Source organism: Streptomyces sp. NPDC008092 (genome assembly GCF_042957285.1).
In the GTDB taxonomy this organism is placed as follows: domain Bacteria; phylum Actinomycetota; class Actinomycetes; order Streptomycetales; family Streptomycetaceae; genus Streptomyces.
Genome location: NZ_JBIBHY010000019.1, coordinates 118,452 through 141,717 on the forward strand (window position 1 = coordinate 118,452; position 23,266 = coordinate 141,717).

At 71.6% G+C, this 23,266-nt stretch carries 16 protein-coding genes and 1 pseudogene; 8 read left to right on the forward strand and 9 right to left on the reverse strand.

What is annotated here, in order from left to right; genetic code table 11:
- Position 1: 1 nt before the first annotated feature.
- From ACFZB3_RS43335 to ACFZB3_RS43345, 3 genes are read right to left on the reverse strand one after another with little or no spacing between them, the layout of a single operon-like run.
- Entirely contained in the window at positions 2–913 is a 912-nt protein-coding gene (locus ACFZB3_RS43335) for an ATP-binding cassette domain-containing protein (protein ID WP_391387595.1), read from the reverse strand.
- A 4-nt stretch (positions 914–917) separates the two neighbouring features.
- A complete protein-coding gene (locus ACFZB3_RS43340) occupies positions 918–1,988 on the reverse strand; it encodes an ABC transporter permease (protein ID WP_391387597.1) in 1,071 nt (356 codons plus the stop codon).
- A gap of 5 nt (positions 1,989–1,993) precedes the next feature.
- On the reverse strand, positions 1,994–3,013 hold the full coding sequence (locus tag ACFZB3_RS43345) for a substrate-binding domain-containing protein (RefSeq protein WP_391387599.1): 1,020 nt from the start codon (positions 3,011–3,013) through the stop codon (positions 1,994–1,996).
- A gap of 245 nt (positions 3,014–3,258) precedes the next feature.
- Between ACFZB3_RS43345 and ACFZB3_RS43350 the strand changes: the two genes are divergently transcribed.
- The 8 genes from ACFZB3_RS43350 to ACFZB3_RS43385 all read left to right on the forward strand — a co-directional run bounded on the left by ACFZB3_RS43350 (position 3,259) and on the right by ACFZB3_RS43385 (position 12,989).
- Positions 3,259–3,405 (forward strand): hypothetical protein, encoded by a 147-nt coding sequence (locus tag ACFZB3_RS43350; protein ID WP_391387602.1) that lies wholly within the window; start codon positions 3,259–3,261, stop codon positions 3,403–3,405.
- Between the two features lie 8 nt (positions 3,406–3,413).
- Entirely contained in the window at positions 3,414–5,285 is a 1,872-nt protein-coding gene (gene iolD / locus ACFZB3_RS43355) for a 3D-(3,5/4)-trihydroxycyclohexane-1,2-dione acylhydrolase (decyclizing) (protein ID WP_391387605.1), read from the forward strand.
- Between the two features lie 30 nt (positions 5,286–5,315).
- The gene (locus ACFZB3_RS43360; RefSeq protein ID WP_391387608.1) at positions 5,316–6,101 is read left to right on the forward strand and encodes a UTRA domain-containing protein; all 786 of its coding nucleotides are present in this window, start codon (positions 5,316–5,318) and stop codon (positions 6,099–6,101) included.
- A 320-nt stretch (positions 6,102–6,421) separates the two neighbouring features.
- Positions 6,422–7,738 (forward strand): extracellular solute-binding protein, encoded by a 1,317-nt coding sequence (locus ACFZB3_RS43365; RefSeq protein WP_391387612.1) that lies wholly within the window; start codon positions 6,422–6,424, stop codon positions 7,736–7,738.
- Positions 7,739–7,747: 9 nt separating this feature from the next.
- Positions 7,748–8,728, forward strand: a complete 981-nt coding sequence (locus tag ACFZB3_RS43370; protein ID WP_391387615.1) for an ABC transporter permease subunit — start codon at positions 7,748–7,750, stop codon at positions 8,726–8,728.
- Positions 8,725–9,615, forward strand: a complete 891-nt coding sequence (locus ACFZB3_RS43375; protein WP_391387618.1) for an ABC transporter permease subunit — start codon at positions 8,725–8,727, stop codon at positions 9,613–9,615. Before ACFZB3_RS43370 ends, ACFZB3_RS43375 begins: the two co-directional genes overlap by 4 nt.
- A gap of 39 nt (positions 9,616–9,654) precedes the next feature.
- On the forward strand, positions 9,655–10,983 hold the full coding sequence (locus ACFZB3_RS43380; protein WP_391387621.1) for an alpha-galactosidase: 1,329 nt from the start codon (positions 9,655–9,657) through the stop codon (positions 10,981–10,983).
- Positions 10,980–12,989 (forward strand): beta-galactosidase, encoded by a 2,010-nt coding sequence (locus tag ACFZB3_RS43385; RefSeq protein ID WP_391387625.1) that lies wholly within the window; start codon positions 10,980–10,982, stop codon positions 12,987–12,989. Before ACFZB3_RS43380 ends, ACFZB3_RS43385 begins: the two co-directional genes overlap by 4 nt.
- Here ACFZB3_RS43385 and ACFZB3_RS43390 read toward each other — a convergent pair.
- The 6 genes and pseudogenes from ACFZB3_RS43390 to ACFZB3_RS43415 form a co-directional block, all read right to left on the reverse strand.
- Positions 12,983–13,336 (reverse strand): annotated as a pseudogene (locus ACFZB3_RS43390) (aldo/keto reductase); the annotation flags it as partial. The gene ACFZB3_RS43385 and the pseudogene ACFZB3_RS43390 sit on opposite strands and share 7 nt — an antisense overlap.
- A gap of 133 nt (positions 13,337–13,469) precedes the next feature.
- Positions 13,470–14,138 carry an NUDIX domain-containing protein gene (locus ACFZB3_RS43395; protein WP_391387628.1) on the reverse strand — a complete coding sequence of 223 codons (669 nt, stop codon included), beginning with the start codon at positions 14,136–14,138 and terminating at the stop codon, positions 13,470–13,472.
- A gap of 181 nt (positions 14,139–14,319) precedes the next feature.
- Positions 14,320–16,137 (reverse strand): ATP-binding cassette domain-containing protein, encoded by a 1,818-nt coding sequence (locus ACFZB3_RS43400; protein WP_391387631.1) that lies wholly within the window; start codon positions 16,135–16,137, stop codon positions 14,320–14,322.
- Positions 16,138–16,290: 153 nt separating this feature from the next.
- Positions 16,291–17,511, reverse strand: coding sequence for an ROK family protein (locus ACFZB3_RS43405; RefSeq protein WP_391387634.1), 1,221 nt, complete (start codon positions 17,509–17,511; stop codon positions 16,291–16,293).
- A gap of 114 nt (positions 17,512–17,625) precedes the next feature.
- Positions 17,626–20,727 carry a glycoside hydrolase family 38 C-terminal domain-containing protein gene (locus tag ACFZB3_RS43410; protein ID WP_391387636.1) on the reverse strand — a complete coding sequence of 1,034 codons (3,102 nt, stop codon included), beginning with the start codon at positions 20,725–20,727 and terminating at the stop codon, positions 17,626–17,628.
- The gene (locus ACFZB3_RS43415) at positions 20,720–22,726 is read right to left on the reverse strand and encodes a DUF2264 domain-containing protein (protein ID WP_391387639.1); all 2,007 of its coding nucleotides are present in this window, start codon (positions 22,724–22,726) and stop codon (positions 20,720–20,722) included. Before ACFZB3_RS43415 ends, ACFZB3_RS43410 begins: the two co-directional genes overlap by 8 nt.
- Positions 22,727–23,266 lie beyond the last annotated feature (540 nt).

Consider the following 23,266-nt stretch of genomic DNA (forward strand, 5'->3'; position numbering starts at 1 on the left):
GTCACGACTTCCCTTCCGGACCGGTCGCGGCGGGTGCGGTGAGGTCCTCCTCCTCGGGGAGCTCCTCGGTGTCGACCCCGCGCACCTGGGACAGCTCGTGCTTGAGGGCCGCGAGTTCGGCGCCGCCGGCCATGTGGTTGGTGAGCTCCTCCAGGGTGATGTCGCTGCGTTCGGCCGAGAGTTCCAGGGTGCCGAGGCGCAGGACGCTGAAGTGGTCGCCGACCATGTAGGCGTGGTGCGGGTTGTGGGTGATGAAGATGACGCCGAGGCCGCGTTCGCGGGCGGCCGCGATGTACTTCAGGACCACGCCGGACTGCTTGACGCCGAGGGCGGCCGTCGGCTCGTCCAGGATGAGGACGCGGGCGCCGAAGTAGACGGCGCGGGCGATGGCCACGCACTGGCGCTGGCCGCCGGAGAGGGTGCCGATGGGCTGGTCCAGGTCGTCCAGGACGATGCCCATGTTGCGCAGTTCGCGGTCGGCGGTCTCCTTCATCCTCGCGATGTCGAGCCGGCGCACGGGCCAGGGGCCCTTGGTCATCTCGGAGCCGAGGAAGAAGTTCCGCCACACCGGCATCAGCGGGACGGTGGCGAGGTCCTGGTAGACGGTGGCGATGCCCTTGTCGAGAGCCTCGCGCGGGGTGGAGAAGCGGACCGGGGCGCCGTCGACGAGGAAGTCGCCCTCGGTGTGCTGGTGCAGCCCCGAGATGATCTTGATGAGGGTGGACTTGCCGGCGCCGTTGTCGCCGAGGACGCAGGTCACCTGGTTCGGGAAGACCTTGAGGTCGACGCCGTGCAGGGCGCGGATGTTGCCGTAGGACTTGCCGGCGCCGCGCAGTTCGACGATCGGGCCGCCGTCGGCGGGCGTGTCGTCCTGGAGGACGGCGCCGTGGGTTCCGGTGGTGTTGTCTGTCATCGGGTCACCTCCTGGTCGCGGTCCGCTGGACCCACAGGTTGATCATCACGGCGCCGAGGAGCATGACGCCGAGGAAGGCCTTGAACCAGTCGGGGTTCCAGCCCGCGTAGACGATGCCCTGCTGGACCATGCCGAACATGAAGGCGCCGAAGACCGGGCCGATGGCCGAACCGGCGCCGCCGGTCAGGAGGCAGCCGCCGATGACCGCGGCGGAGATGTAGATCAGCTCCTGGCCCACGCCCTCGCCGGACTGCACCGTGTTGAAGGAGAACAGCTGGTGCATGCCGACGAACCAGGCGCCGAAGCCGACCAGCATGAACAGCGAGATCTTGGTGAAGTTCACCGGGACGCCGACCGCGCGGGCGCTCTCCTTGTTGCCGCCGACCGCGAAGATCCAGTTGCCGTACCTGGTGCGCAGCAGCACCCAGGTGGCGATGGCGGCGAAGAACAGCCACCAGAAGATGGTGATCTTCACCTGGACGCCGCCGATGTCGAAGGACGACGCGAAGACCGCCTTGACCTGGCCGAAGCCGTCCATGTTGCTGATGTCGTCGGTGGCAACGTTGCCGGTGACCAGCTTGGTCACCGCGAGGTTCACGCCCTGGAGGATCAGGAAGCTGCCCAGGGTGATGAGGAAGCTGGGCAGGCCGGTCTTGACGACCAGCCAGCCGTTCAGGAAGCCGATGGCCAGCGACACGACGAGCGCGACGATCACGCCCGCCCAGACGTTGAGGGTCAGCTGGTAGCTGAGCATGGCGGCGGTGAGGGCCGAACTGACCACCGCGACACCGGCGGAGAGGTCGAACTCGCCGCCGATCATCAGCAGGGCGACCGGCAGCGCCATGATGCCGATGGTCGAGGACTGGTAGAGGATGTTCGCCATCGAACTGGCCTCGCGCACCGGCGGTGCCGCGATCAGGAAGAAGACGTAGACCGCGACCGCGCCGAGGAAGACACCGACGTCCGGCCGGGCCAGGATCCGCAGCGCCAGGGGGCGTTGCGCGGTCCGCCCGTCCTTCTCCTTCGGGCCGGGAGCCGGCGGCGTCGCCACCGCCGGCTGTGCCTGCTGACTCATACCGATCACCGGGTGCCCTTCGCGGCGAAGGCGGCGACCTTGTCGACGTTGGACTTGTCGACGAAGGCCGGGCCGGTCAGGACCGGCTGCTCGCCGCCGCCCATGTAGTTGCCGTTGTTCTTGTAGAGCCACAGCGAGTCGACCGCCAGGTAGCCCTGGAGGTAGGGCTGCTGGTCCACCGCGAACTCGATGGTCCCCTTGCTGATGGCGCCGGTCAGGTCCTTGTTGAGGTCGAAGGTGGCGATCTTCGCCTTGCTGCCCGCGTCGGACACCGACTGCACGGCGATCAGCGCGATGGGGGCGCCGAGCGTGACCACGTGGTCGATGGAGCCGTCCGTCTTGAGCTTGGCGGTGATCGTGGACTTGACCGAGGTCGGGGACGTGCCGTCGACGTAGAGGGTCTCCGTCGTCCCGGAGAACGTCTTCTTCACCCCGTCGCAGCGCTGGGTGAGGCCCACGTTGCCCTGCTCCTGGATGACACAGACGACCTTCTTGGCGCCCTCCGTGTTCAGCCGGTTGCCGAGCGCCTCGCCCGCCACCGTCTCGTCCTGGCCGAAGAACTCCATCAGACCGAGCTTCTTCCAGTCGCTCACACCGGAGTTGAGGCCGACGACGGGGATGCCCGCCGAGGTCGCCTTGCCCACGACGTCCTTGAGGGCGTCCGGCTTGGCGAGGGTGACGGCGATCCCGTCGACCTTCTGGTCGATCGCGTTCTGCACCAGGTTGGCCTGGTTGCCGGCGTTCGGGTCGGCGGAGTAGACGAGCTTGACGTTGTCCTTCGCGGCGGCGGCCTCGGCCCCCTTGCGGACGATGTCCCAGAAGGTGTCGCCCGGCGACTGGTGGGTGACCATCGCGACCGTCATGCGGGGGGTGGACGCCTTGCCCGCGGAGGCCGCAGCACCTCCCTCTTCGGACTTCTTTCCGCCGGAGCTGCTGGAGCAGCCTGCGAGGGTCAGGGCTGCCGCCGCGGCGACGGCCACGATCGGGGCCAGCCTGCGCGAACGGGAGTGGGAAGAGCGGTCCATCCTGCACCTCACTGTGCGACCGGAAGAGGGAAGGGATCCGGCGGATCCCCGGGCCCGGGCCGACGGAAGTGGCCCGGGTCACTGCTGTGCGCTGGGACGGGATACAAGTCCCTGTGAGGCCCGCTGTCAATACTTTGTTAAGACATCATTTCACATTCAGGTCCGAATGTAAGTACAAACCATTGACAGCGCGACCTGCCCCGATCTACACCTGAGGGGCATCCGCCCACCCCGAGGAGCCTCGCATGACCGAGTCGCCGCCACAGGCCTCCGGCCCTGTCGCGACGGGCCGTTCCGAAGGCGATCTCTACCCGCTCCCGCCGGGCGTACCCCTGCCCCGGGCGGCGCAGCAGGACGCCGGCCCGCCCCGCTCCGCCACCCCGTCCGAATGAGGTCCCCCATGAGCCAGCCGACCACCCGCCTGACCGTCGCCCAGGCGCTGGTGCGGTTCCTGTCCGCCCAGTACACCGAGCGCGACGGCGTCCGGCACCGGCTGATCGCCGGCACCTGGGGCATCTTCGGCCACGGCAACGTGGCGGGGATCGGCCAGGCGCTCCTGGAGTACGGCGACGTGATGCCGTACCACCAGGGCCGCAACGAGCAGGCGATGGTGCACGCGGCGGTCGGCCACGCCCGCCAGCTGGACCGGCTCTCCGCGCAGGCGGTCACCACGTCCATCGGACCGGGCGCCACCAACCTGGTGACCGGCGCCGCCCTCGCCACCATCAACCGCCTGCCGGTCCTGCTGCTCCCCGGCGACTACTTCGCGAGCCACGCGCCCGACCCGCTGCTGCAGCAGCTGGAGCACCCGAGCGAGTTCGACGTCTCCGTCAACGACACGCTGCGCCCGGTCTCCCGCTACTTCGACCGGATCACCCGCCCCGAGGCGCTGATCCCCTCCGCGCTGAACGCCATGCGGGTCCTCGCCGACCCGGCCGAGACCGGCGCGGTCACCCTGGCCCTCCCCCAGGACGTCCAGGCGGAGGCGTACGACTGGCCGGAGGAGTTCTTCGCGGAGCGCGTGTGGCGGGTCCGGCGGCCCGCCCCCGACCCCGTGGAGCTGGCGGCCGCCGTGAGCGCCGTACGGGCCGCCCGGCAGCCGTTGATCGTGGCGGGCGGCGGAGTCCACCACAGCCGCGCCGAGGACGCTCTGAGGGCCCTTGTGGAGGCCACCGGCATCCCCGTGGCCTCCACCCAGGCGGGCAAGGGCTCGCTGCGCCACGACCACCCGGCCGACCTGGGCGGGATCGGGCACACCGGGACCGCCGTCGCGGACGACCTGGCCCGCGCCGCCGACCTGGTCATCGGCGTCGGCACCCGGTACACGGACTTCACCACGGCCTCCGGCACCCTCTTCCAGAACCCGGACGTCCGCTTCCTGAACCTGAACATCACCGGCTTCGACGCCCACAAGCTGGCCGCGCGGACGGTCGTCGCGGACGCGCGGGCGGCACTGGAGGCGCTCACGGAGGCGCTGGCCGGGTTCCGCGTGGACGGCGCGTACGAGACCGGGTACCGGGCCGGCAAGGAGCGCTGGGACGCCGTCGTCGAGGCGGCCTACCGCGCGGACGACGAGGACGCCGTGCCCACGCAGACCCAGGTGCTCGGGGCCCTCGACGCCGTCGTGGGCGATGACGACGTTGTCATCAACGCGGCCGGCTCGCTCCCGGGCGACCTGCACAAGCTGTGGCGGGCCCGCTCGCCGCGCCAGTACCACCTGGAGTACGGCTACTCCTGCATGGGCTACGAGATCCCGGCCGGCATCGGCGTCCAGCAGGCGGCCCCGGACACGGTGGTCTGGTCGCTGGTGGGCGACGGCACCTATCTGATGATGCCGACCGAGATCGTCACCGCCGTCCAGGAGGGCCTGCCCGTCAACCTGGTGCTCATCCAGAACCACGGGTACGCCTCCATCGGCGGCCTCTCCGAGACGGTCGGCGGCGAGCGGTTCGGCACCGCCTACCGCTTCCGGTCCGCCGACGGCACCTTCGGCGGGGCGCCGCTGCCGGTGGACCTCGCCGCCAACGCGGCCAGCCTCGGGATGGAGGTGCTGCGCGCCAAGACGGTGCGGGAGCTGCGCGAGGCCCTTGCGGCGGCCCGCGCGAGCGACCGGCCGACGTGTGTGTACGTGGAGACGGACCCGGCGCCGACCGCTCCCGGGGCCGAGGCCTGGTGGGACGTGCCGGTCGCCGAGACCGCCGCCCGCGAGTCCGCCGTCCGGGCCCGCGAGGAGTACGACCGGCAGGTCGCCGACCGCCGCCGGCATCTGTGATTCCCCCGAACCCCGGAAGGAGGTGTCCCGGTGGCCCGTACCAATGATTCCGCCCGCACCGCGACCGTCTCGGCACTCGACGCCCTGGACTTCGCCCTGGACCGCGGCAGCCCGGTACCGCTCTACTACCAGCTCGCCCAGCAGCTGGAGGAGGCCATAGAGCACGGGGTGCTCGCCCCGGGCAACCTCCTGGGCAACGAGATCGACCTGTCGGTGCGGCTCGGCCTGTCCCGGCCCACGGTCCGCCAGGCCATCCAGTCGCTCGTCGACAAGGGCCTCCTTGTCCGCCGCAGGGGCGTGGGCACCCAGGTGGTGCACAGCCAGGTCAAGCGGCCGCTGGAGCTGAGCAGCCTCTACGACGACCTGGAGTCGGCCGGGCAGGGCCCGACCACCCAGGTGCTGCGCAACGAGCGGATCCCGGCGAGTGCCGAGGTGGCCGCCGCGCTCGGGATCGCGGAGGGCGCGGAGGTGGTCGTCCTGGAGCGGCTGCGCTGCACGCACGGCCAGCCGGTGGCGTTCCTGTGCAACTACCTGCCGGCCGCCCTGCTCGAACTCGACACGGAGCGGCTGGAGTCGACCGGTCTGTACCGGATGATGCGCACGGCCGGCATCACCCTGCACAGCGCCCGGCAGACGGTGGGCGCCCGCAGCGCCACCGCCGAGGAGGCCGTCCGGCTCGACGAGCAGGAGGGCGCCGCCCTGCTCACCATGCAGCGCACGGCGTACGACGACACCGGGCGCCCGGTGGAGTACGGCAGCCACGTCTACCGGGCGTCCCGGTACGCCTTCGACTTCCAGCTGCTGGTACGGCCGTAGAACATGCCGTGCCGGTCCGGTTGCTGCGGGTTTAACCGCTGGTCCCGCCACCCGAAACCAACACGCCCGCACACGAGCCCCCACGGAGTTTGTCCCGTGGGGGCTCCGTCGTACCGCTTTGTTCAACAAACCGGCAGGCAACCATGTCGATTACGTTTCGGGCAAGAGACGGGCGAGAGAGTCGCAGGCTATTGACGCATGAGCGGACAAGCGGCTGTTATTGCGCCCACGATGTTCGGCCGAGTTGGTTTCTGATCGGTTTCGGGACCTTTCGAAGATCAGCTCTTCCCCTTGCCGAACCCTGTTACTCAGGAGCCGCCATGCGCATCTCCCCGTCCGGTCTTCACGTGCCGGGTCCGAGCCGCCGAAACGTCCTGCGCGGTGCCGGTTCGGCCGCCCTCCTCGCGGGCGCCGGCATACCCCTGCTGTCCGCCTGCGGCGGCAGCGGGTCCTCCTCCTCGGACCCGAAGACCGTCAGCCTCGGCTCCAACGCGTCCGACGCCGTGCCGAAGAAGGCGTACCAGTCCGTCTACGACGCCTTCAAGAAGTCGTCCGGCGTCACCGTCAAGGTGAACACGAAGGACCACAACACCTTCCAGGAGCAGATCAACTCCTACCTGCAGGGCACGCCTGACGACGTGTTCAACTGGTTCGCCGGCTACCGGATGCAGTTCTTCGCGGCCAAGGGCCTCGCCTCCCCGATCGACGACGTGTGGGAGAAGATCGGGGCCAACTTCCCCGACGCGATGAAGAAGCTCAGCAAGGGCGCCGACGGCAAGTACTACTTCGTGCCGCTGACCACGTACCCCTGGGCGATCTTCTACCGCAAGAGCGTCTTCCAGGCGAAGGGCTACACGGTCCCCACCACGTGGGACGAACTGGTGGCCCTGTGCAAGCAGATGAAGAAGGACGGCCTGGTCCCGATCGCCTTCGGCGACAAGGACGCCTGGCCGGCGATGGGCACCTTCGACCAGATCAACTTCCGCCTCAACGGCTACGACTTCCACGTCGAGCTGATGGCGGGCAAGGCGGAGTGGACCGACTCCAAGGTGAAGGACGTCTTCGACCACTGGGCCGAGCTCCTCCCCTACCACCAGGACGGCTTCATGGGCCGCACCTGGCAGGACGCCGCCCAGACCCTGGTGTCGAAGAAGGCCGGCATGTACCTCCTCGGCTCCTTCGTGGCGCAGCAGTTCACCAACGCCTCGGACCTTGAGGACCTCGACTTCTTCCCCTTCCCGGAGATCAACTCCGCGTACGGGCAGGACACCGTGGAGGCGCCCACCGACGGCTTCATGGTGAGCAAGTCCCCGAAGAACCACGACGGTGTCGTGAAGCTGCTGGAGTACCTGGGCACCCCGGCGGCCGAGGAGACCTACCTCAAGACCGACCCGAGCGTGGTCGCCGCCTCCAACAAGGCCTCCACCGCCGCCTACTCCACGCTCCAGAAGAAGGCGTTCGACATGATCGGCGCCGCCAAGAGCCTCACCCAGTTCATGGACCGCGACTCCCGGCCCGACTTCACCTCGACGGTGATGCAGCCCGGTCTGCAGAAGTTCCTGCAGAACCCGAAGGGCGTCGACAGCCTGCTCTCGTCCATCGAGCGCCAGAAGAAGACCATCTTCGCGTCCGAGTGAGCCGGCTGAATGACGACTGACATCCCCACGAAGTCCCAGGAGGCGGCCGCCGTGCCGCCTCCTGGGCGCGCGTCCGAGAAGAAGCGGGTCCAGCAGGGGCACAAGCGCCTGCTGACCCGCCGTGACCGCATCACCCTCGCCTTCATGGCGGGTGTGCCGACGGTCCTCCATGTCCTCCTGGTCTGGGTGACCGCCCTGGCCTCGATCCTCCTCGCCTTCACCTCCTGGGACGGCATCGGCTTCGACTCCATCAAGTGGGTCGGGCTCGACAACTTCCAGCAACTCTTCAACGACAACCCGCAGTTCTGGCCGGCCGTCCAGCACAACGTCATCTGGTTCGTCGTCCTCATCCTGCTGCCGACCCCGTTCGGCCTGTTCCTGGCCGTGCAGCTGGACAAGAAGATCCGGTTCAGCCGGGTCTACCAGACGGCGTTCTTCCTCCCGGTCGTCATCTCCCTGGCGTGCATCGGGTTCGTCTGGCAGCTGATCTACAACCCGGACACGGGCCTGATCAACAGCCTCATCGGCGCCAACAAGCCGGGCCACTACATCGACTGGATCGGTGACCCGAACCTCAACCTGTGGGCGGTCCTGGTCGCCGCGTCCTGGCGGCACACCGGCTACATGATGATCCTGTACCTGGCCGGCCTGAAGAGCGTCGACCCGTCGCTGCGGGAGGCCTCGGCCCTGGACGGCGCCAACGAGTGGCAGACGTTCAAGAACGTCATCTTCCCGACGCTGCGGCCGACCAACACCATCGTCCTGGTCGTGACCATCATCGAGTCGCTGCGCGCCTTCGACCTGGTCTTCGTCTTCAACAAGGGCGCCCAGGGCACCGAGTTGCTCTCCATCCTGGTGACCAACAACATCATCGGCGAGTCCAGCCGCATCGGTTACGGCTCGGCGATCGCGGTGGTGCTGCTGTTCATCTCCCTGATCGTGATCATTCCCTACCTGATCGCGACCTTCCGGAAGGAGCGGCGCGCATGAGCACCGTGAGCAGCGCGCTGCCCAAGCAGCGCAACCCGATCCGCCCGGCCCGTGTCCTGCTGCACGTGTTCCTGGCCCTCACCGCCCTGGCGTGGCTCGCCCCGCTGCTGTGGGCGATCTTCTCGGCGCTGCGCCCGTACAGCGAGACCAGCAACGACGGCTACGTGTCCTGGCCGCACACGCTGAACTTCGACAACTTCAAGAACGCGTTCGAGCAGTCGGACATGACCCACTACTTCATGAACACGCTGGTCATCGCGGTCCCGGCCGTGCTGCTCACGCTGTTCCTGTCGTCGATGGTCGCGTTCTACGTCGCCCGCTTCGACTTCCGGGTCAACCTCTTCCTGCTGCTGGTGTTCACGGCCGGCAACCTGCTGCCGCAGCAGGTCATCATCACCCCGCTGTACCGGATGTACCTGCTGACGAACCTGCCGGGCATCACGGCGAGCGGCAAGCTGTACGACTCGGCGCTCGGCCTGGTGCTGATCCATGTGGCGTTCCAGTCCGGGTTCTGTGCCTTCGTGCTGTCGAACTACATGCGTTCGCTGCCGCACGAGCTGACCGAGGCCGCGCTGGTGGACGGCGCGTCGGTGTGGCGGCTGTACTGGCAGATCACCCTGCCGCTGTGCAAGCCGGCGATGGCGGCCCTGGCGACCCTGTTGTCGATCTGGATCTACAACGACTTCTTCTGGGCCCTGGTGCTGATCTCGACCGGTGAGAACATGCCGATCACGTCGGCGCTGAACAACCTCTCCGGTCAGTACTTCACCGACCCGAACCTGGTCGCCGCCGGTTCCCTGCTCACCGCGATCCCGACGCTGCTCGTGTACTTCGCGCTCCAGAAGCAGTTCGTCAGCGGTCTGACCCTGGGCTCCGCCAAGGGCTGATCCGGCCCCGTCCGAAAGAGAACTCCGAAAGAGAACCTCGTGCACAACCCGTTCACCCCGGTCGCCTCGGTGCCGGTGGACACGCGCACCGCCCGTGTCCACGAGGAGGGCTGGCAGTCCTGGTCGCCCAGTGGCGCCTACGCCCTCGGCGCGGCCCCGTACCGCCCGGCGAACGCCAACTGGGCGACCGTCTGCTACCGCCCCGGCCGTGCCGTCCCCGCCGGGGCCTTCCAGGGCGAGGGCCTGCTGGCGCTCGACCCGGGCGACGGCTCCCCGGTCCGGCTCTGGGCGGCGGCCGACCCGCTGCACGAGGTGCCTTCGGTCCGGCTGACCGTCGCGGCCGGGGTCGCGGAGGTCGAGGCCGACGGCCCGGTCAAGGAGTGGACCGGCACGGGCATCCAGTCCGTGCTGGCCGACTGGGCCGGCGCCCTGGCCGTGCCGGCGCCGCGCCCCGCGCCCACCGTCTGGTGCTCCTGGTACGAGTACTTCACGGCCGTCACCGAGGACGACATCCACGAGAACCTGCGGGCGATGGACACCCTCGACCTGCCGATCGACGTGGTGCAGATCGACGACGGCTACCAGAGCGCCCTGGGCGACTGGCTGACCGTCTCCGGCCGCTTCCGTTCCCGGCGGGGCATCGCGGACGCCATTCGCGCCCGCGGCCGCCGGGCGGGCATCTGGACGGCGCCCTTCCTGGTCGACCCGGGGAGCGACCTCGCCGAGACGTACCCGGACTGGCTGGTCCGCGACCCGGACGGCAGAGCGCTGCGCGCGGGCCGCAACTGGGGCCACGCGCTGTACGTCCTGGACACCACCCACCCGGCCGCCGCGGCCTACCTGAACGACGTCTTCGCGACGCTGCGCGCCGAGGGCTACGACTACTTCAAGACCGACTTCCTGTACGCGGGCGCGATGGACGGCGTACGGCACTCGGGCGCGGACCCGCTGACGGCGTACCGGCTGGGCATCGGCCTGATCCGGGAGGCGATCGGCGCCGACGCCTACCTGCTGGGCTGCGGCGCGCCGATCCTGCCCTCCATCGGCCTGTTCGACGCGATGCGGGTCAGCCCGGACACGGCCCCGCACCGCCGGCCCGAGGCCGACGACTACAGCCAGCCCGGCCAGGACCCGGCCGAGTTCACCGGGGTCGGCCGCCAGTGGCAGCACAACCGCCTCTGGGTCAACGACCCGGACTGCCTGATGGCCCGCCCCGCCGTGGAGACCCGTGCGCGCTGGGCCGCGCACGTGGAGGCCGTCGGCGGCCTGGTCGCCTCCAGCGACCGGCTGCTCTCCCTCGACCAGTGGGGCGTGGAGACGACCCGCCGCCTTCTCACCGGAGCCACCGGAACCGGAGTCAACCGATGAACGACCGCACCCTCTCCGTCCCCGGCATCGCCTACGGCGGCGACTACAACCCCGAGCAGTGGCCCGAGGAGGTGTGGGCCGAGGACGTCCGTCTGATGCGCGAGGCGGGCGTGAACATGGTCAGCGTCGGCATCTTCTCGTGGGCGCTGATGGAACCCTCCGAGGGCGTCTACGACTTCTCGCGCATGGACCGGATCCTCGGCCTGCTCCACGAGAACGGCATCGCCGCCGACCTCGCCACCCCGACGGCCGCCCCGCCGGCCTGGTTCTTCCGCGCCCACCCCGAGGCGCTCCCGGTGGACCACGACGGCCGCACCCTGTCGTACGGCAGCCGCCAGACGTTCTGCCCGAGCAGCCCCGCCTACCGCGAGGCGGCGCTGCGCATCGCGGGCGCGATCGCGGACCGGTACGCGAGCCACCCGGCCGTCAGGATGTGGCACGTCCACAACGAGTACGGCTGCCACAACGCGGCCTGCTACTGCGACACCAGCGCGGAGTCCTTCCGCCGCTGGCTGCGGGCCCGGTACGGCGACGACCTCGCCGCCCTCAACCACGCCTGGGGCACCACCTTCTGGAGCCAGTGGTACTACGACTGGGACGAGATCCTGCCGCCCCGCGCGACCGGCGCCGTCCCCAACCCGACGCACCAGCTGGACTGGCGGCGGTTCTGCTCGGACGAGCTGCTGTCGCTGTACACGGCGGAGCGGGACGTCCTGCGGGCGGCGGCCCCCGCCATCCCCGCCACCACCAACTTCATGGTGATGTACAACTTCGACGCCCTCGACTACTGGCGCTGGGCACCGGAGCTGGACGTGGTCGCCAACGACCACTACCTGATGTCCGCCGACCCCGAGTCGCAGATCGACGTCGCGCTGAGCGGCGACCTGATGCGGTCCCTCGCGGGCGGGCCGTGGCTGCTGATGGAGCACTCGACGGGCGCGGTGAACTGGCAGCCCGTCAACCGGGCGAAGACGGCAGGTGAGTTGCGCCGCAACGCGCTCGCGCACGTGGCGCACGGCGCCGACGGCATCTGCTACTTCCAGTGGCGGGCGGCGAAGGCCGGTGCCGAGCAGTGGCACTCGGCGATGCTGCCGCACGCCGGGACCGACAGCCAGATCTGGCGGGACGTGGTCCGGCTGGGCGCCGACCTCAAGGCACTCGCCGAGGTGCGCGGCAGCACCGGCACGGCCGAAGTGGCCGTCGTCTGGGACTGGGACGCCCGCTGGGCCGTGGAACTGCCCTCGCAGCCCAGCGAGGAACTGCGCTACCAGGACGTCGTCCGCGCCTGGTACGAGCCGCTGTGGCGGGCCGGGGTGGCGGTGGACTTCGTCCGTCCGGACGCGGACCTGTCGGCGTACAAGGCGGTGCTGGCCCCGAGCCTCTACCTGGTGGACGACACGGGCACGGCGAACCTGACCGCCTTCGCGGAGGCCGGCGGCACCCTGGCCATCGGCTTCCACAGCGGTGCGGTGGACGAGAACTGCCATGTGCGGCTGGGCGGTTACCCGGGCGCCTTCCGGGAGCTGCTGGGCGTGTCCACGGACGAGCTGTTCCCGCTGCTGCCCGAGGAGCGGGTGACGCTGAGCGAGGGCGGCACGGGCTCGCTCTGGTCGGAGCGGGTGCGGCTCGCGGGCGCGGCGGCGGTGACGTCGTACGCCGACGGGCCGCTGGCCGGGGTGCCTGCGGTGACCCGGCACGACTACGGCACGGGTACCGCCTGGTACCTGGCCACGCTCCCCGACCCGGACACCCTGGCGGGGCTGCTCGGCCGGATCCGCGCCGAGGCCGGCGTGGCCGCGGGCCGCACCGCCCCGGCGGGCGTGGAGGTCGTCGTGCGGCGCGGTGCGGACGCGGACTACGTGTTCGTGATCGACCACACCGGCGCGGGCGCCGAAGTCCCGGTGGCGGCGGGCTCGGTGGAGCTGCTGTCCGGCAAGCCCGCCGACGGCACGGTCACCGTGGCGCCGGGCGAGATCGCCGTCGTACGGGAGCCGCGCGGTCAGTGAGCCGTGTCCAGGCGGGCCCGCTGGCCGGGCGTCAGCTCCAGGTCCACCGCGGCGAGGTTCTCCTCCTGCTGGGCCAGGGACGACACCCCGGCCGGCGGGACGACCGGCAGCGGCCCGCCCAGCAGCCAGGCCGGCACCGCCTGGTTCGGGGTCGCCCCGGTCTCCCGGGCCACCTCGTTGAGCACGGCGAGGCGGGCCGGGGTGCCGGGGTGGTCGTAGTCGGCGGGCAGCGCCTTGCCGGGCCGGGTGTAGGCGCCCTTGAGCAGCGGTGAGTAGGCGACCAGGGTGAGGTTGTCCGGCTCCGCGCGCAGACAGCCGCGCAGCTGGGCGTCGGCGGAGCCGAGGCTGCGAGGACGCTCACCTCGCGCCGGGTGCCCGGGGCGGTGCCGATGGTGCGGTACTTCATGCCGTCTCCTCCGTCCGGGCACCCGGGGATCCGGGTGCCCGGTGGCGGGTCTTCGGCTTGAAGTGCGCACGAAGTCAAGGGTGTCGGGCGAACGGTCCGTCCAGGGCCGCCCACTGCAGCAGCATGATCGTCTTGGCGTCGGCGATCCCGCCGGTGCGGATCATCTCCAGGGCGCGCCGGAAGGGGAGTTCGAGGATCTCGATGTCCTCGCCCTCCTCGTCCAGGCCGCCGCCCTCGTGGGTGCGGGTCGAGGGGCCGTAGGCGGCCGCGTAGAAGGAGATCCGCTCGGTGACCGAACCCGGGCTCATGTAGACGTCGAAGACGTGCTCGACCTCGCCGACGGTGTGGCCGGTCTCCTCGACGACCTCCCGGCGGACCGCGTGCTCCGGGTGCTCGGCCTCGTCGTCCAGGAGGCCCGCCGGGGTCTCGACCAGCATGCCGTCGGGGTGGCCGTTGACGTAGACCGGGAAGCGGAACTGGCGGGTGAGCAGGACGGTTTCGCGCTCGGCGTCGTAGAGGAGGAGGGTGGCGCCGTTGCCGCGGTCGTGGGTCTCGCGTTCCTCGGTGTGCCAGGTGCCGTCGGCGTGCTGGAGGTCGAAGGTGGTGGCCCGCTCGACGTACCAGTTGCTGGACAGGAGCCTCACCTCCCGGACCTTCACGCGCGGGTTGCCGGTCAGATCCAGGCCGGTACGGTCGAGACCGGTACGGCCCCGGCGGTCGGGGGTGTCGATCCCGGCGGTCATCGGGGACCGTCCGGGCGGGCAGGGGCAGACAGGTGACTCATGATCACCTGTCTACCACCCGCCCGCGCCCCGTCAGGGGCGCGGGGCTGTATCGATATGCGGCTCCGCCGCGTGGGCGCGACCAGCCACGACGGCGCCGCGGACGACCGACGGCCCACGCCCCGGCTCCTCCAGCGAAGCGCTACCGCACTTCGGCAGGCCGCGGCCCCTCGTCCAGGAACCCGCCCGACTGGTGCTGCCACAGCTTGGCGTAGGCGCCCTCCGCGGCCAGCAGCTCGTGGTGCGTGCCCTGTTCGACGATCCGGCCGCGGTCGAGGACCACCAGCCGGTCCATGGAGGCGACCGTGCTCAGCCGGTGCGCCACCACCAGTGCCGTACGGCCCTCCATGAGCCGCCACAGCGCCTCCTGGACGAGGATCTCGCTCTCGGAGTCCAGCGCGCTGGTCGCCTCGTCCAGGAGCAGGATCGGGGCGTCCCGCAGGATCGCCCGGGCCAGGGCGACCCGCTGGCGCTGGCCGCCGGAGAGCTTGACGCCGCGCTCCCCCACCATCGTGTCGAACCCGTCGGGCAGCGCGTCGGCGAACTCCGTGACGTGCGCGGCCTCGGCGGCCAGCCGGATCTCGGCGTCGGTGGCGTCCGGCCGGGCGAAGGCGATGTTGTCCCGCAGGGTGCGGTGGAACATCGCCGGGTCCTGCGGGACGTAGGCGATCTGGCTGCGCAGGTCGGCCTGGCGCAGCCGGCTGATGTCCTGGCCACCGATCATGATCCGGCCGGCGTCGATGTCGGTCATCCGCAGCAGCAGCCGGGTGAGCGTGGTCTTGCCACCGCCCGACCGGCCGACGAACCCGAACTTCGACCCGCTGGGCACGTCCAGCTCAAGCCCTTCGAACAGCGGTTTGGCACCCGCGTGGGCGAAGGAGACCTTCTCGAAGCGGACGCCGGCGGCCCGCGGCGCGAGCGGTTCCGGAGCCTCCGGGTCGACCACGGTCGGCGGTTCGAGGAGCAGTTCGGTGAACTGCGCCGCCTCCGTCATGGAGCTCTCCATGCGCCGGTAGATCTGGTTGAACTCGAACATGATCCGGGTCGCGTTGGAGTAGTACGTGAAGGCGACCACGACCGCCTCCACGCTGTGCCCGCCACCGGCCAGCGCGACCGCGAGCAGCAGGCCCAGCGCGTTGGTCGCCACGGACATCGGCGCGACGAAGGTGTCGATGCGCAGGTTGCCGTAGTCCCAGGAGCGCAGGGTGCGCCGCCGCGACTCGGCGACCCGCGACCGGTGTTCGGCGGCCTCCCGCTTCTCGGCGGCGAACGCCCGGACCGTGTCCATGTTCATCAGGCTGTCGGCGACGTGCCCGGACACCCGGGCGATGGCGTCCTCGCGTTGGGCGACCAGCCGCTGCCGGCGGCGGATCAGCGGCACCACGCACACGCCGGTGACACCGATCATCGTCAGCAGCCCGACGACCAGGAGCGGTTCGTAGCGCCACAGCACCACCGACCCGAACGCGAGCGGTACGAAGCTGCCGACGATGTTGAAGGTCAGCGTGTCCGCGAACTCCTCGAAGCGGGTGGCGAAGCTCAGCACCCGCTTGGTGAGCGACCCGGCGAAGTTGTCGTGGAAGAACGCGGCGTCCTTGGCGAACAGTTCGTCCATGCCGGTGACGTACAACTGCTCGATGCCGAGGGCGTCCAGACGGTTCAGGCAGTGCAGACCGATCCGCCAGAGCGTCTCCGCCAGCAGCAGGACACCGCCGAAGCCGAGGACGTACGGCAGTGTGGCACCGAAGCCCAGGCCGTGGCCGTCCGCGATCCGGCCGACCAGCTTGGCCACGACCAGCGGGGCCAGGTAGTTGATTCCGATGTTGCCGAGCGCCGGCAGCAGCATCCCGGGCAGTGTGAGCCACTTGAGCCGGGCCAGCTCCCGTCCGTAGTAGCGCAGCGCGAGCAGGACCGCGCCCTGCCGGGGTCCGGTCGCAGGTAAATCGACTGAGGATGTCATCTCAACCCTGTGTAGTCGTCGTACGGCATGCCTGGCCGGCCGCCGCGTGGTCCGCGGCGGCCTGGAATCGGCAGGTCAGGAAAGGGAAGTGTCCCGCGACGACGGTCGCGCGGTCCACGTGTTTTTTGGTCGGCGACTACGGAGCGAACACGTTCAGCCGAGCAGCAGCGACCTGGGCTGGGCGGAGAGCGCCTGGTCGAGGACGAGGGAGGCCGCGCCGACGGCGGCGACGTTCTCGCCGAGGGTGGTGGAGACGACCGCGGTCGGATGGGTCGGCTTCACGAACGGGGAGCGGGCGACCATGGGTTCGATGACGGGCAGCAGCCGGTCGGCGAGCAGCTTCCAGGTGGGTCCGCCGAACACGATGGTGTCGACGTCCAGGAGCGTCGCCGCCGCGCAGACGCCCCGGCCGATCCGGATCGCGAGCCGCTCGATGATGCCGTCCGCCTGGGCCTCGCCCGCGGCGGCGAGTTCCACGAGCCGCTCCAGACCGCGCTGGGCGTCGGCCGGGTTCGTCACCGTGTACTCGGCGCCGAGCACGCCCAGGGCGACGCCCTCCTCGACGAGGGTCTTCGTCGAGGAGGCGGCGCCGAGGCCGCCGACCTCGCCCGCGTTCCCGGAGACCCCGCGCAGCACGGTGTCCTCCACCACCAGGCCCATGCCGGATCCGGTGCCGAGGTAGAAGAAGAGCAGGTTGCGGCTGTCGGTGGCCGCTCCGGTCCAGCGTTCGGCGACGACGGCGGCCGTGACGTCCTTGTCGAGCAGCGCCGGGAAACCGGTCGCCTCGCTGAGCCGGTCGCGCAGCGGGTAGCGGCCCCAGCCGGGCAGTTCGGGCGGGTCCACGACCCAGCCGGCGGCCGCGTCGATCGGACCGGGCGCGGCGATGCCGAGGCCGAGGACCCGCTCCCGGTCGGCGCCCGACTCGGCGACGATCGCGGACACCGAGGCCGCCATGTCCGCGGCGATGGCGTCGGTGTCGCCGCCGCTCGGTGTCACCACGCTGCGCTGGGCCACCACGGTGCCGAGCAGGTCGACGAGGACGCAGGTGATGACCGCGGGGTCGAGGTGCACCCCCACCGCGTACCGGGCCGCGGGGACGATCTCCAGCAGGGTGCGGGGCTTCCCGCTGCCGGTGCTCTGCTTTCCCGACTCCCGGGCGACGCCCCCGTCGAGCAGCCGGCGCGTGATGTTCGAGACGGTCTGCGCGGACAGCCCGGTGGCCTGGGCGAGTTCCACCCGGCTCAGGCCCGTGGGGTGCCGCCGGATGGCGTCCAGGATCACGGACTCGTTGAAGTCGCCGAGGCGCGGCAGGTTGGTACCGCGCCGGATGGCGGGCTGCCCGGTGCTCGCCGTGGTCCCCGTGGTGCTGGTCAACGTCGTTCTCCCTGCCTCGGCCGGCGGCGCCCCGCGCCCGCCTCTCCGACGCATTCGGTTGGTGGAATGTTAGGGCACGGTCCCGCGGCCGCGGATCGTCTGTGCGCGTACACGTCAAGCTGCTTCCGGGGGTCCGGCGGCCGGGCGCAGCCGCAGGGTGCGGATCTGGAAGGGCCGGAACGCGAGGTCGACGGCGGCCCCGCCGGACACCGGGGGCAGCTCCTGTTCCGGCCGCTCCAGCAGGTCGCAGTCGTGGACGGCGGCGGTCGCGAAGCCCGCCGTGAGACGTGCCCGGACCGCTCCCCCGCAGGCCTCGTACAGGCGGACGACGACGTCGCCGCTGCGGTCGTCGGCGAGCTTGACCGACTCCACGACCACGTCGGTGGTGTCCAGGGCGACCAGCGCCCTGGCCGCGGCCGGGGCGGGCCGCAGCGGCAGGTTCAGGGCGTAGCCGCCCGCGACGGCCTCCTCGATGCCGGCCCCGGCGAGCAGCGCGTAGCCGAAGCCGTGCCGGCCCCGGTCGGCCTGTGGGTCGGGGCTGTGCGGGGCCCGCAGGAGGGAGAGCCGCAGGGTGGTGGTCGTACCCCCGTCGTCGCGGGTGTCGCGGCGGACGTCGTGCCCGTACGTGGAGTCGGTGAGCAGGGCCGCGCCCCAGTGGCGTTCGCCCACGTGCACCCAGCGGTGCGCCCAGAGTTCGAAGCGGGCCGCGTCCCAGCTGGTGTTCTCGTGGGTGGGCCGCCGGACGTGCCCGAACTGGATCTCGGCGCTCTCCTGGTCCGCGTGCACGTCCAGCGGCCAGGCCGCCTTGAGCACGGTGTCCCGCTCCTGCCAGTCGATGTCGTTGCGGACGGTCACGCGGCGGCTCTCGGCGGCCACCTCGACGTACTGCACGAACCGCGAGGCTCCGTGGACCCGTTCGACCCGCACCGACGCGAGCAGCGGCCCGGCGTCCACGAGGGTCACCGACTCGGCCTCGTCCAGGTCGCGCACGGTGTCCCGGTAGTAGGGGTCGAGGTTCCACGCCGACCACAGGTTGGGGTCGTCCGGGTGGAGCTGCAGGAGGTTGCCGGCGGCTCCGGGGGCGATCGCCTCGCGCCGCGCCGCGTGGTCGTACACCGAGGTGACGAGGCCCCGGCCGTCGACGACGACGGTCAGCAGCCCGTTGCCGAGGACGAAGCCGCCGTCGCGGGCGGTGGCGGTGACCGGTCCGTGGTGCGCGTCGGCCGTGGCGCCGGAGGCGAGCGCGCCGACCTCGGCGAGGACGGCGTTACGGCCGTCCGACAGGCGCTGGCCACCGGGGAATCCGGGGACCACCGCGACCTCCCGGCGCGGGTACGGCCCGGCGTTGAGGAGGGCCTGCGGTCCGGGCAGGAAGGCCACGGCCTCGGCGATCAGCGTCTCCAGCTCCGCGTGGATCTCGGCGTACTCGCGCTCGGCCTGCCGGTGCACCCAGGCGATGGACGAGCCGGGGAGGATGTCGTGGAACTGGTTGAGCAGCACCCGCCGCCACAGCGACTCAAGCCGCTCGTACGGGTACGGCGCCCCGGCCCGGACGGCGGCGGTGGCGGCCCACAGCTCGGCCTCGCGCAGCAGCGCCTCGCTGCGCCGGTTGCCGCGCTTGGTGCGGGCCTGGCTGGTGTAGGTGCCGCGGTGGTTCTCCAGGTACAACTCGCCTCGCCACACCGGGAGCTGGTCCTTGTACTCGGCGCGGGCCGCGTCGAAGAACGCGTCCGGCGACTCGATGACGACCTTCGGGGAGCCTTCCAGGTCGCGCAGCCGGCGCGCCTTCTCCAGCATCGAGCGGGTGGGACCGCCCCCGCCGTCGCCGTGGCCGAACGGGGCCAGCGACCGGGTGGCCGCGCCCTTGTCGGCGAAGTTGGCTTCCGCGTGGGCGAGTTCGCCCGCCGTGAGGGAGGCGGTGTAGCTGTCGACGGGCGGGAAGTGGGTGAAGATCCGGGTGCCGTCGATGCCCTCCCAGGCGAAGGTGTGGTGCGGCAGCCTGTTCGTCTCGTTCCAGGAGAGCTTCTGGGTGAGGAACCACCGGGCGCCCGCCAGCCTGGCGAGCTGCGGATAGGCGGCGGTGTAGCCGAACGAGTCGGGCAGCCACACGCCGTTCTGCTCGACGCCGAACTCCTCCGCGAAGAACCGTCGCCCGTACACGAGTTGGCGGGCGAGTGCCTCGCCGCCGGGCAGATTGCCGTCCGCCTCCACCCACATACCGCCGACCGGCACCCAGTTCCCGTCGGCCGCGGCCTTCTTCATCCGGGCGAAGATCTCCGGGCGCTGCTCCTTCATCCACGCGTACTGCTGCGCCGAGGAGCAGGCGAAGACCAGCTCGGGGTACTCCTCGGCCAGCGTGGTCATGTTGGTGAAGGTGCGGGCGCACTTGCGCACGGTCTCCCGCACCGGCCACAGCCACGCCGAGTCGATGTGGGCGTGGCCGACCGCGGCGACCGTGTGCGCGGAGGCGTGCGCGGGCCGGGACAGCACCTCGGCCAGGCGTTCCCGGGCCGCGGGGGCGGTCCTCGCCACGTCGGCCGGGTCGACGGCGTCGGCGGCCCGGCGCAGCGCGTGCAGGATCCCGTGCCGCCGGCTGGATCCGGCCGGCAGTTCGTGCATCAGCTCGTCGAGGACCTCGATGTCGTGGACGAGGTGCCACACCTCGTCCTCGCGCACCGCGATCTCGGCCTGCACCAGCCGGTAGAGGGGCGCGGTGCCCGCGGTGCCGGGCGAGCCGTAGTGGACGCCGACGCCCGCGCTCGCGACGATCGGCGGGTTGGCGGCCAGCTCGACCAGCAGGTCGACCCGGTCGCCGCCGGTGGCCGAGCCGGCCAGGAGCACGGTCCGGTGGTAGGGGTGCAGGCCCTGGACGGGTGCCCCCTGGGCGTCGTGGACCAGGCCCTCCGCCTGGCCGCCGGGTCCCCTGGTCAGGTCGAAGTCCAGGTCGAAGACGGCCTCGACGCGCCGGCCCGCCCACTCCGCGGGGATCTCCGCGCTCGCCCGCAGCCAGGTCGTCGCCCACGGGCCGCCCCAGGTGGAGCCGAGCGCGAAGGGCGCGTAGTCGGCGCGCAGCGCGTCGGCGACGGGGACGGGTTCGCCGTCCACGAACCAGGCGCTCAGCTCGAAGGGGCGCGCGGCGCTGTAGAGGGCGGGGCGGACGACCCGGTCCAGCAGCTTGCGGATCCGGGTCTCGGTGATCCGGCGGTCGTCATGCACGGTGCTGGTCCTTCCGTCCGTCGTGCGCGGGGTGGGGCAGCCGGAGGGTGTCCCGGCTGCCGTCCGGCCAGGTCACGTCCGCGAGCAGGGTGGTGCCCTCGGCACGGGCGGTGACCTCGGGCAGGGCGGTGGGGTCGGTGCCGCCGAGGTGGATCAGGGCGATGTACAGGGTGCCGTGGGCGACGGGCCCGTCGGTCTCGGCGAAGGGGGTGGCGGACGGGGAGCCGAGGGCGTTGCTGTCGACGCCGGCGGCCACGGCGGCCCGCGGCAGGCCCCGTTCGCCGACGACGAGCGAGACCAGCCCGTCGTCGCCGGCCACCCGGGCGGTTGCGCCGGCCACCCGGGCGGTTGCGCCGGCGCCCCGGGCGGCCGCGCCGCGGTCGTCATCGGCGCTCCTGGCGGGACCGCCGTCCGCCCGGCCGGCCAGGGCCCAGCCGCCGACCCGCAGCACGTGCTCGTCCCCGGGGTCGCCGTCGACGCGTACGGCCCGTACCTCGACCGGGCCGCGCAGCGCGGATCCGACGGTGATCCAGGGGCCGGGGGTGTAGCGGGTGTCGGGGCCGCCGAACGGGTCCCAGGTCGCGTCCGCGGGCCAGTGCGCGCGGGACCGGGAGACGGCGGTGGCACCGGCGAGGGACACCCGGGTCGCCGGGCGCCGGTGCGAGGCGCGGCCCGCGGCGTCCAGCAGCACCACCGCGTTGTCGAGCGGGTCGGCGTCGGCGCTGCCGCCGGGCAGGGTGGGGTCGCCGGGTGTCTCGGGCGCGGTGTGCGTCGAGTAGGCGAACCGCGCGTAGCAGGGGTCGTCCGCGTGCGGGCGGGACGGGTCGGCGTGGTCGCCGCCGTGGCTGACGACGCGTACCACGCCGTCGGCGGCGGTGCCGGAGACCAGCCAGCCGGGAGCGGCCAGGGAGCGCGTGAAGTCGCCGTTCTCCACGGCGACTCGGCGCTCCGGCTCGGTCCACACCGGGTGGTCCGGCGGCAGCAGGAGGCCGATGAAGCCCTTCGACGCCCAGTACGGGGAGGCGGGTCCCGAGTACACCTGGAGGATGCCGCGGAACGGGCGCCGCCAGCCGAGGGTGAGCAGGCCGTCGGCGCCGGTGCCGAAGTGGCCGAGCATGCGGTTGGCGAGGGCGCGGGTCTCCCCCGGCGCCAGCGGGGTGGCGTCGAACAGGGCGCCGGTCCACAGCGGGGCGAGCGCCGCGTGCCGGTAGGTGAGCGAGCGGCCCTGGATCAGCGGTGAGCCGTTGGCGCCGATCAGGTGCCGGTGGTCTTCGAGGAAGCGGTGCAGCCGGGCCCGGTAGCGGTCGAGGAGTCCGGCGGGCGCATCGGCGCCGAGGATGCGGCAGAACCACAGCGGGTAGAGGTGCATGGCCCAGCCGTTGTAGTGGTCGAAGTTGCGCCGCTCACCGCCGGTGAGTCCGTCGGAGTACCAGCCGTCGCCCGCGTACCAGCCGTCGGTGAGCGCGATGACCCGGTCCAGGTCCTGCTGCCGCCACGCGCCGCCGGCCGTGCGGGCGAACGCCTCGGTGACGCCCTGGAACCAGATCCAGTTGTTGCCGGGCATCGGGTCGCCGACCATCGGGGCGAGCCAGTCGAGGATCCGCCGTCTGACCCGGCCGTCGAGGCGGTCCCAGATCCAGGGCCGGGTCTCGTGCAGGGCGAGGGCGACGGACGCGGCCTCGACCTTGGCCTGGTTGCACTCGGCGAAGGTGGGCCAGCGGTCCGGGTGGTCCGGGTCGGTGCCGGCGGCCAGCCCGGCCGCGTACCACCCGGCCAGGTCGTGCGGGTCGGCCCCGCCGGCCCCCGCCAGCCGGAGACCGGCCAGCAGGAACGTGCGGGCGAACCCCTCCAGGCCGTCGCTGAGCGTGCCGTTGGCGCTGGGCACGCCGGGGAGCCGGACCAGCGCGTGGTCCTCGCCGGCGTACGGCCGGACGGCGAGCAGCATCCGGTCCGCGGCCGACTCCCAGTGGGCGCGGTCCTCGGCTGGTGTGCGGTTCATGAGTTCCGGGTCTCCCCTGCCTGTTCGAACTCGGCGCGGATCCGGTCGCCGGCCTCCTTGCGCGAGTTGTCCATCGCGTCGTCCCACGCCTTCATCGGTCGCCGGCCCTGTATGACGCCCTTGCGGGTGTCGTCCAGGAGGGTGCCGAAACACGGGACCCGGTATCTCGGAACCAGAACAGGCCCAGGTCGCGGCGGCGCCCCGGGCACCCGGGACCGGCACCAGTATGTAAATCCAATCGATGGGCTAACGTCAATGCTTCCGGCAGGACAGTTCATGGGTCGGTTTGCGGCTTGCGGGACGAAAGGGGCGTCCGCCGGGAGGGCTGCCGGTGCGCGGGGGCAGCCGGGAGGCGGGCAAAGCGGCCCATGACAGAGGAGCCGAAGTGGCCCAGGGGGCCGGGCCGGTTCCGGCGTAGGGTCGGGAGCGTGACGACCGCAGCACCCGCCGCCCGCCTCGGCCCGCCGCCGTCTGCGGTGGCAGGGCCCGGCGCCGGGCGCTGAGACGGGTCACGGCGAACGGCCGCCGCCGGGGGCGGGG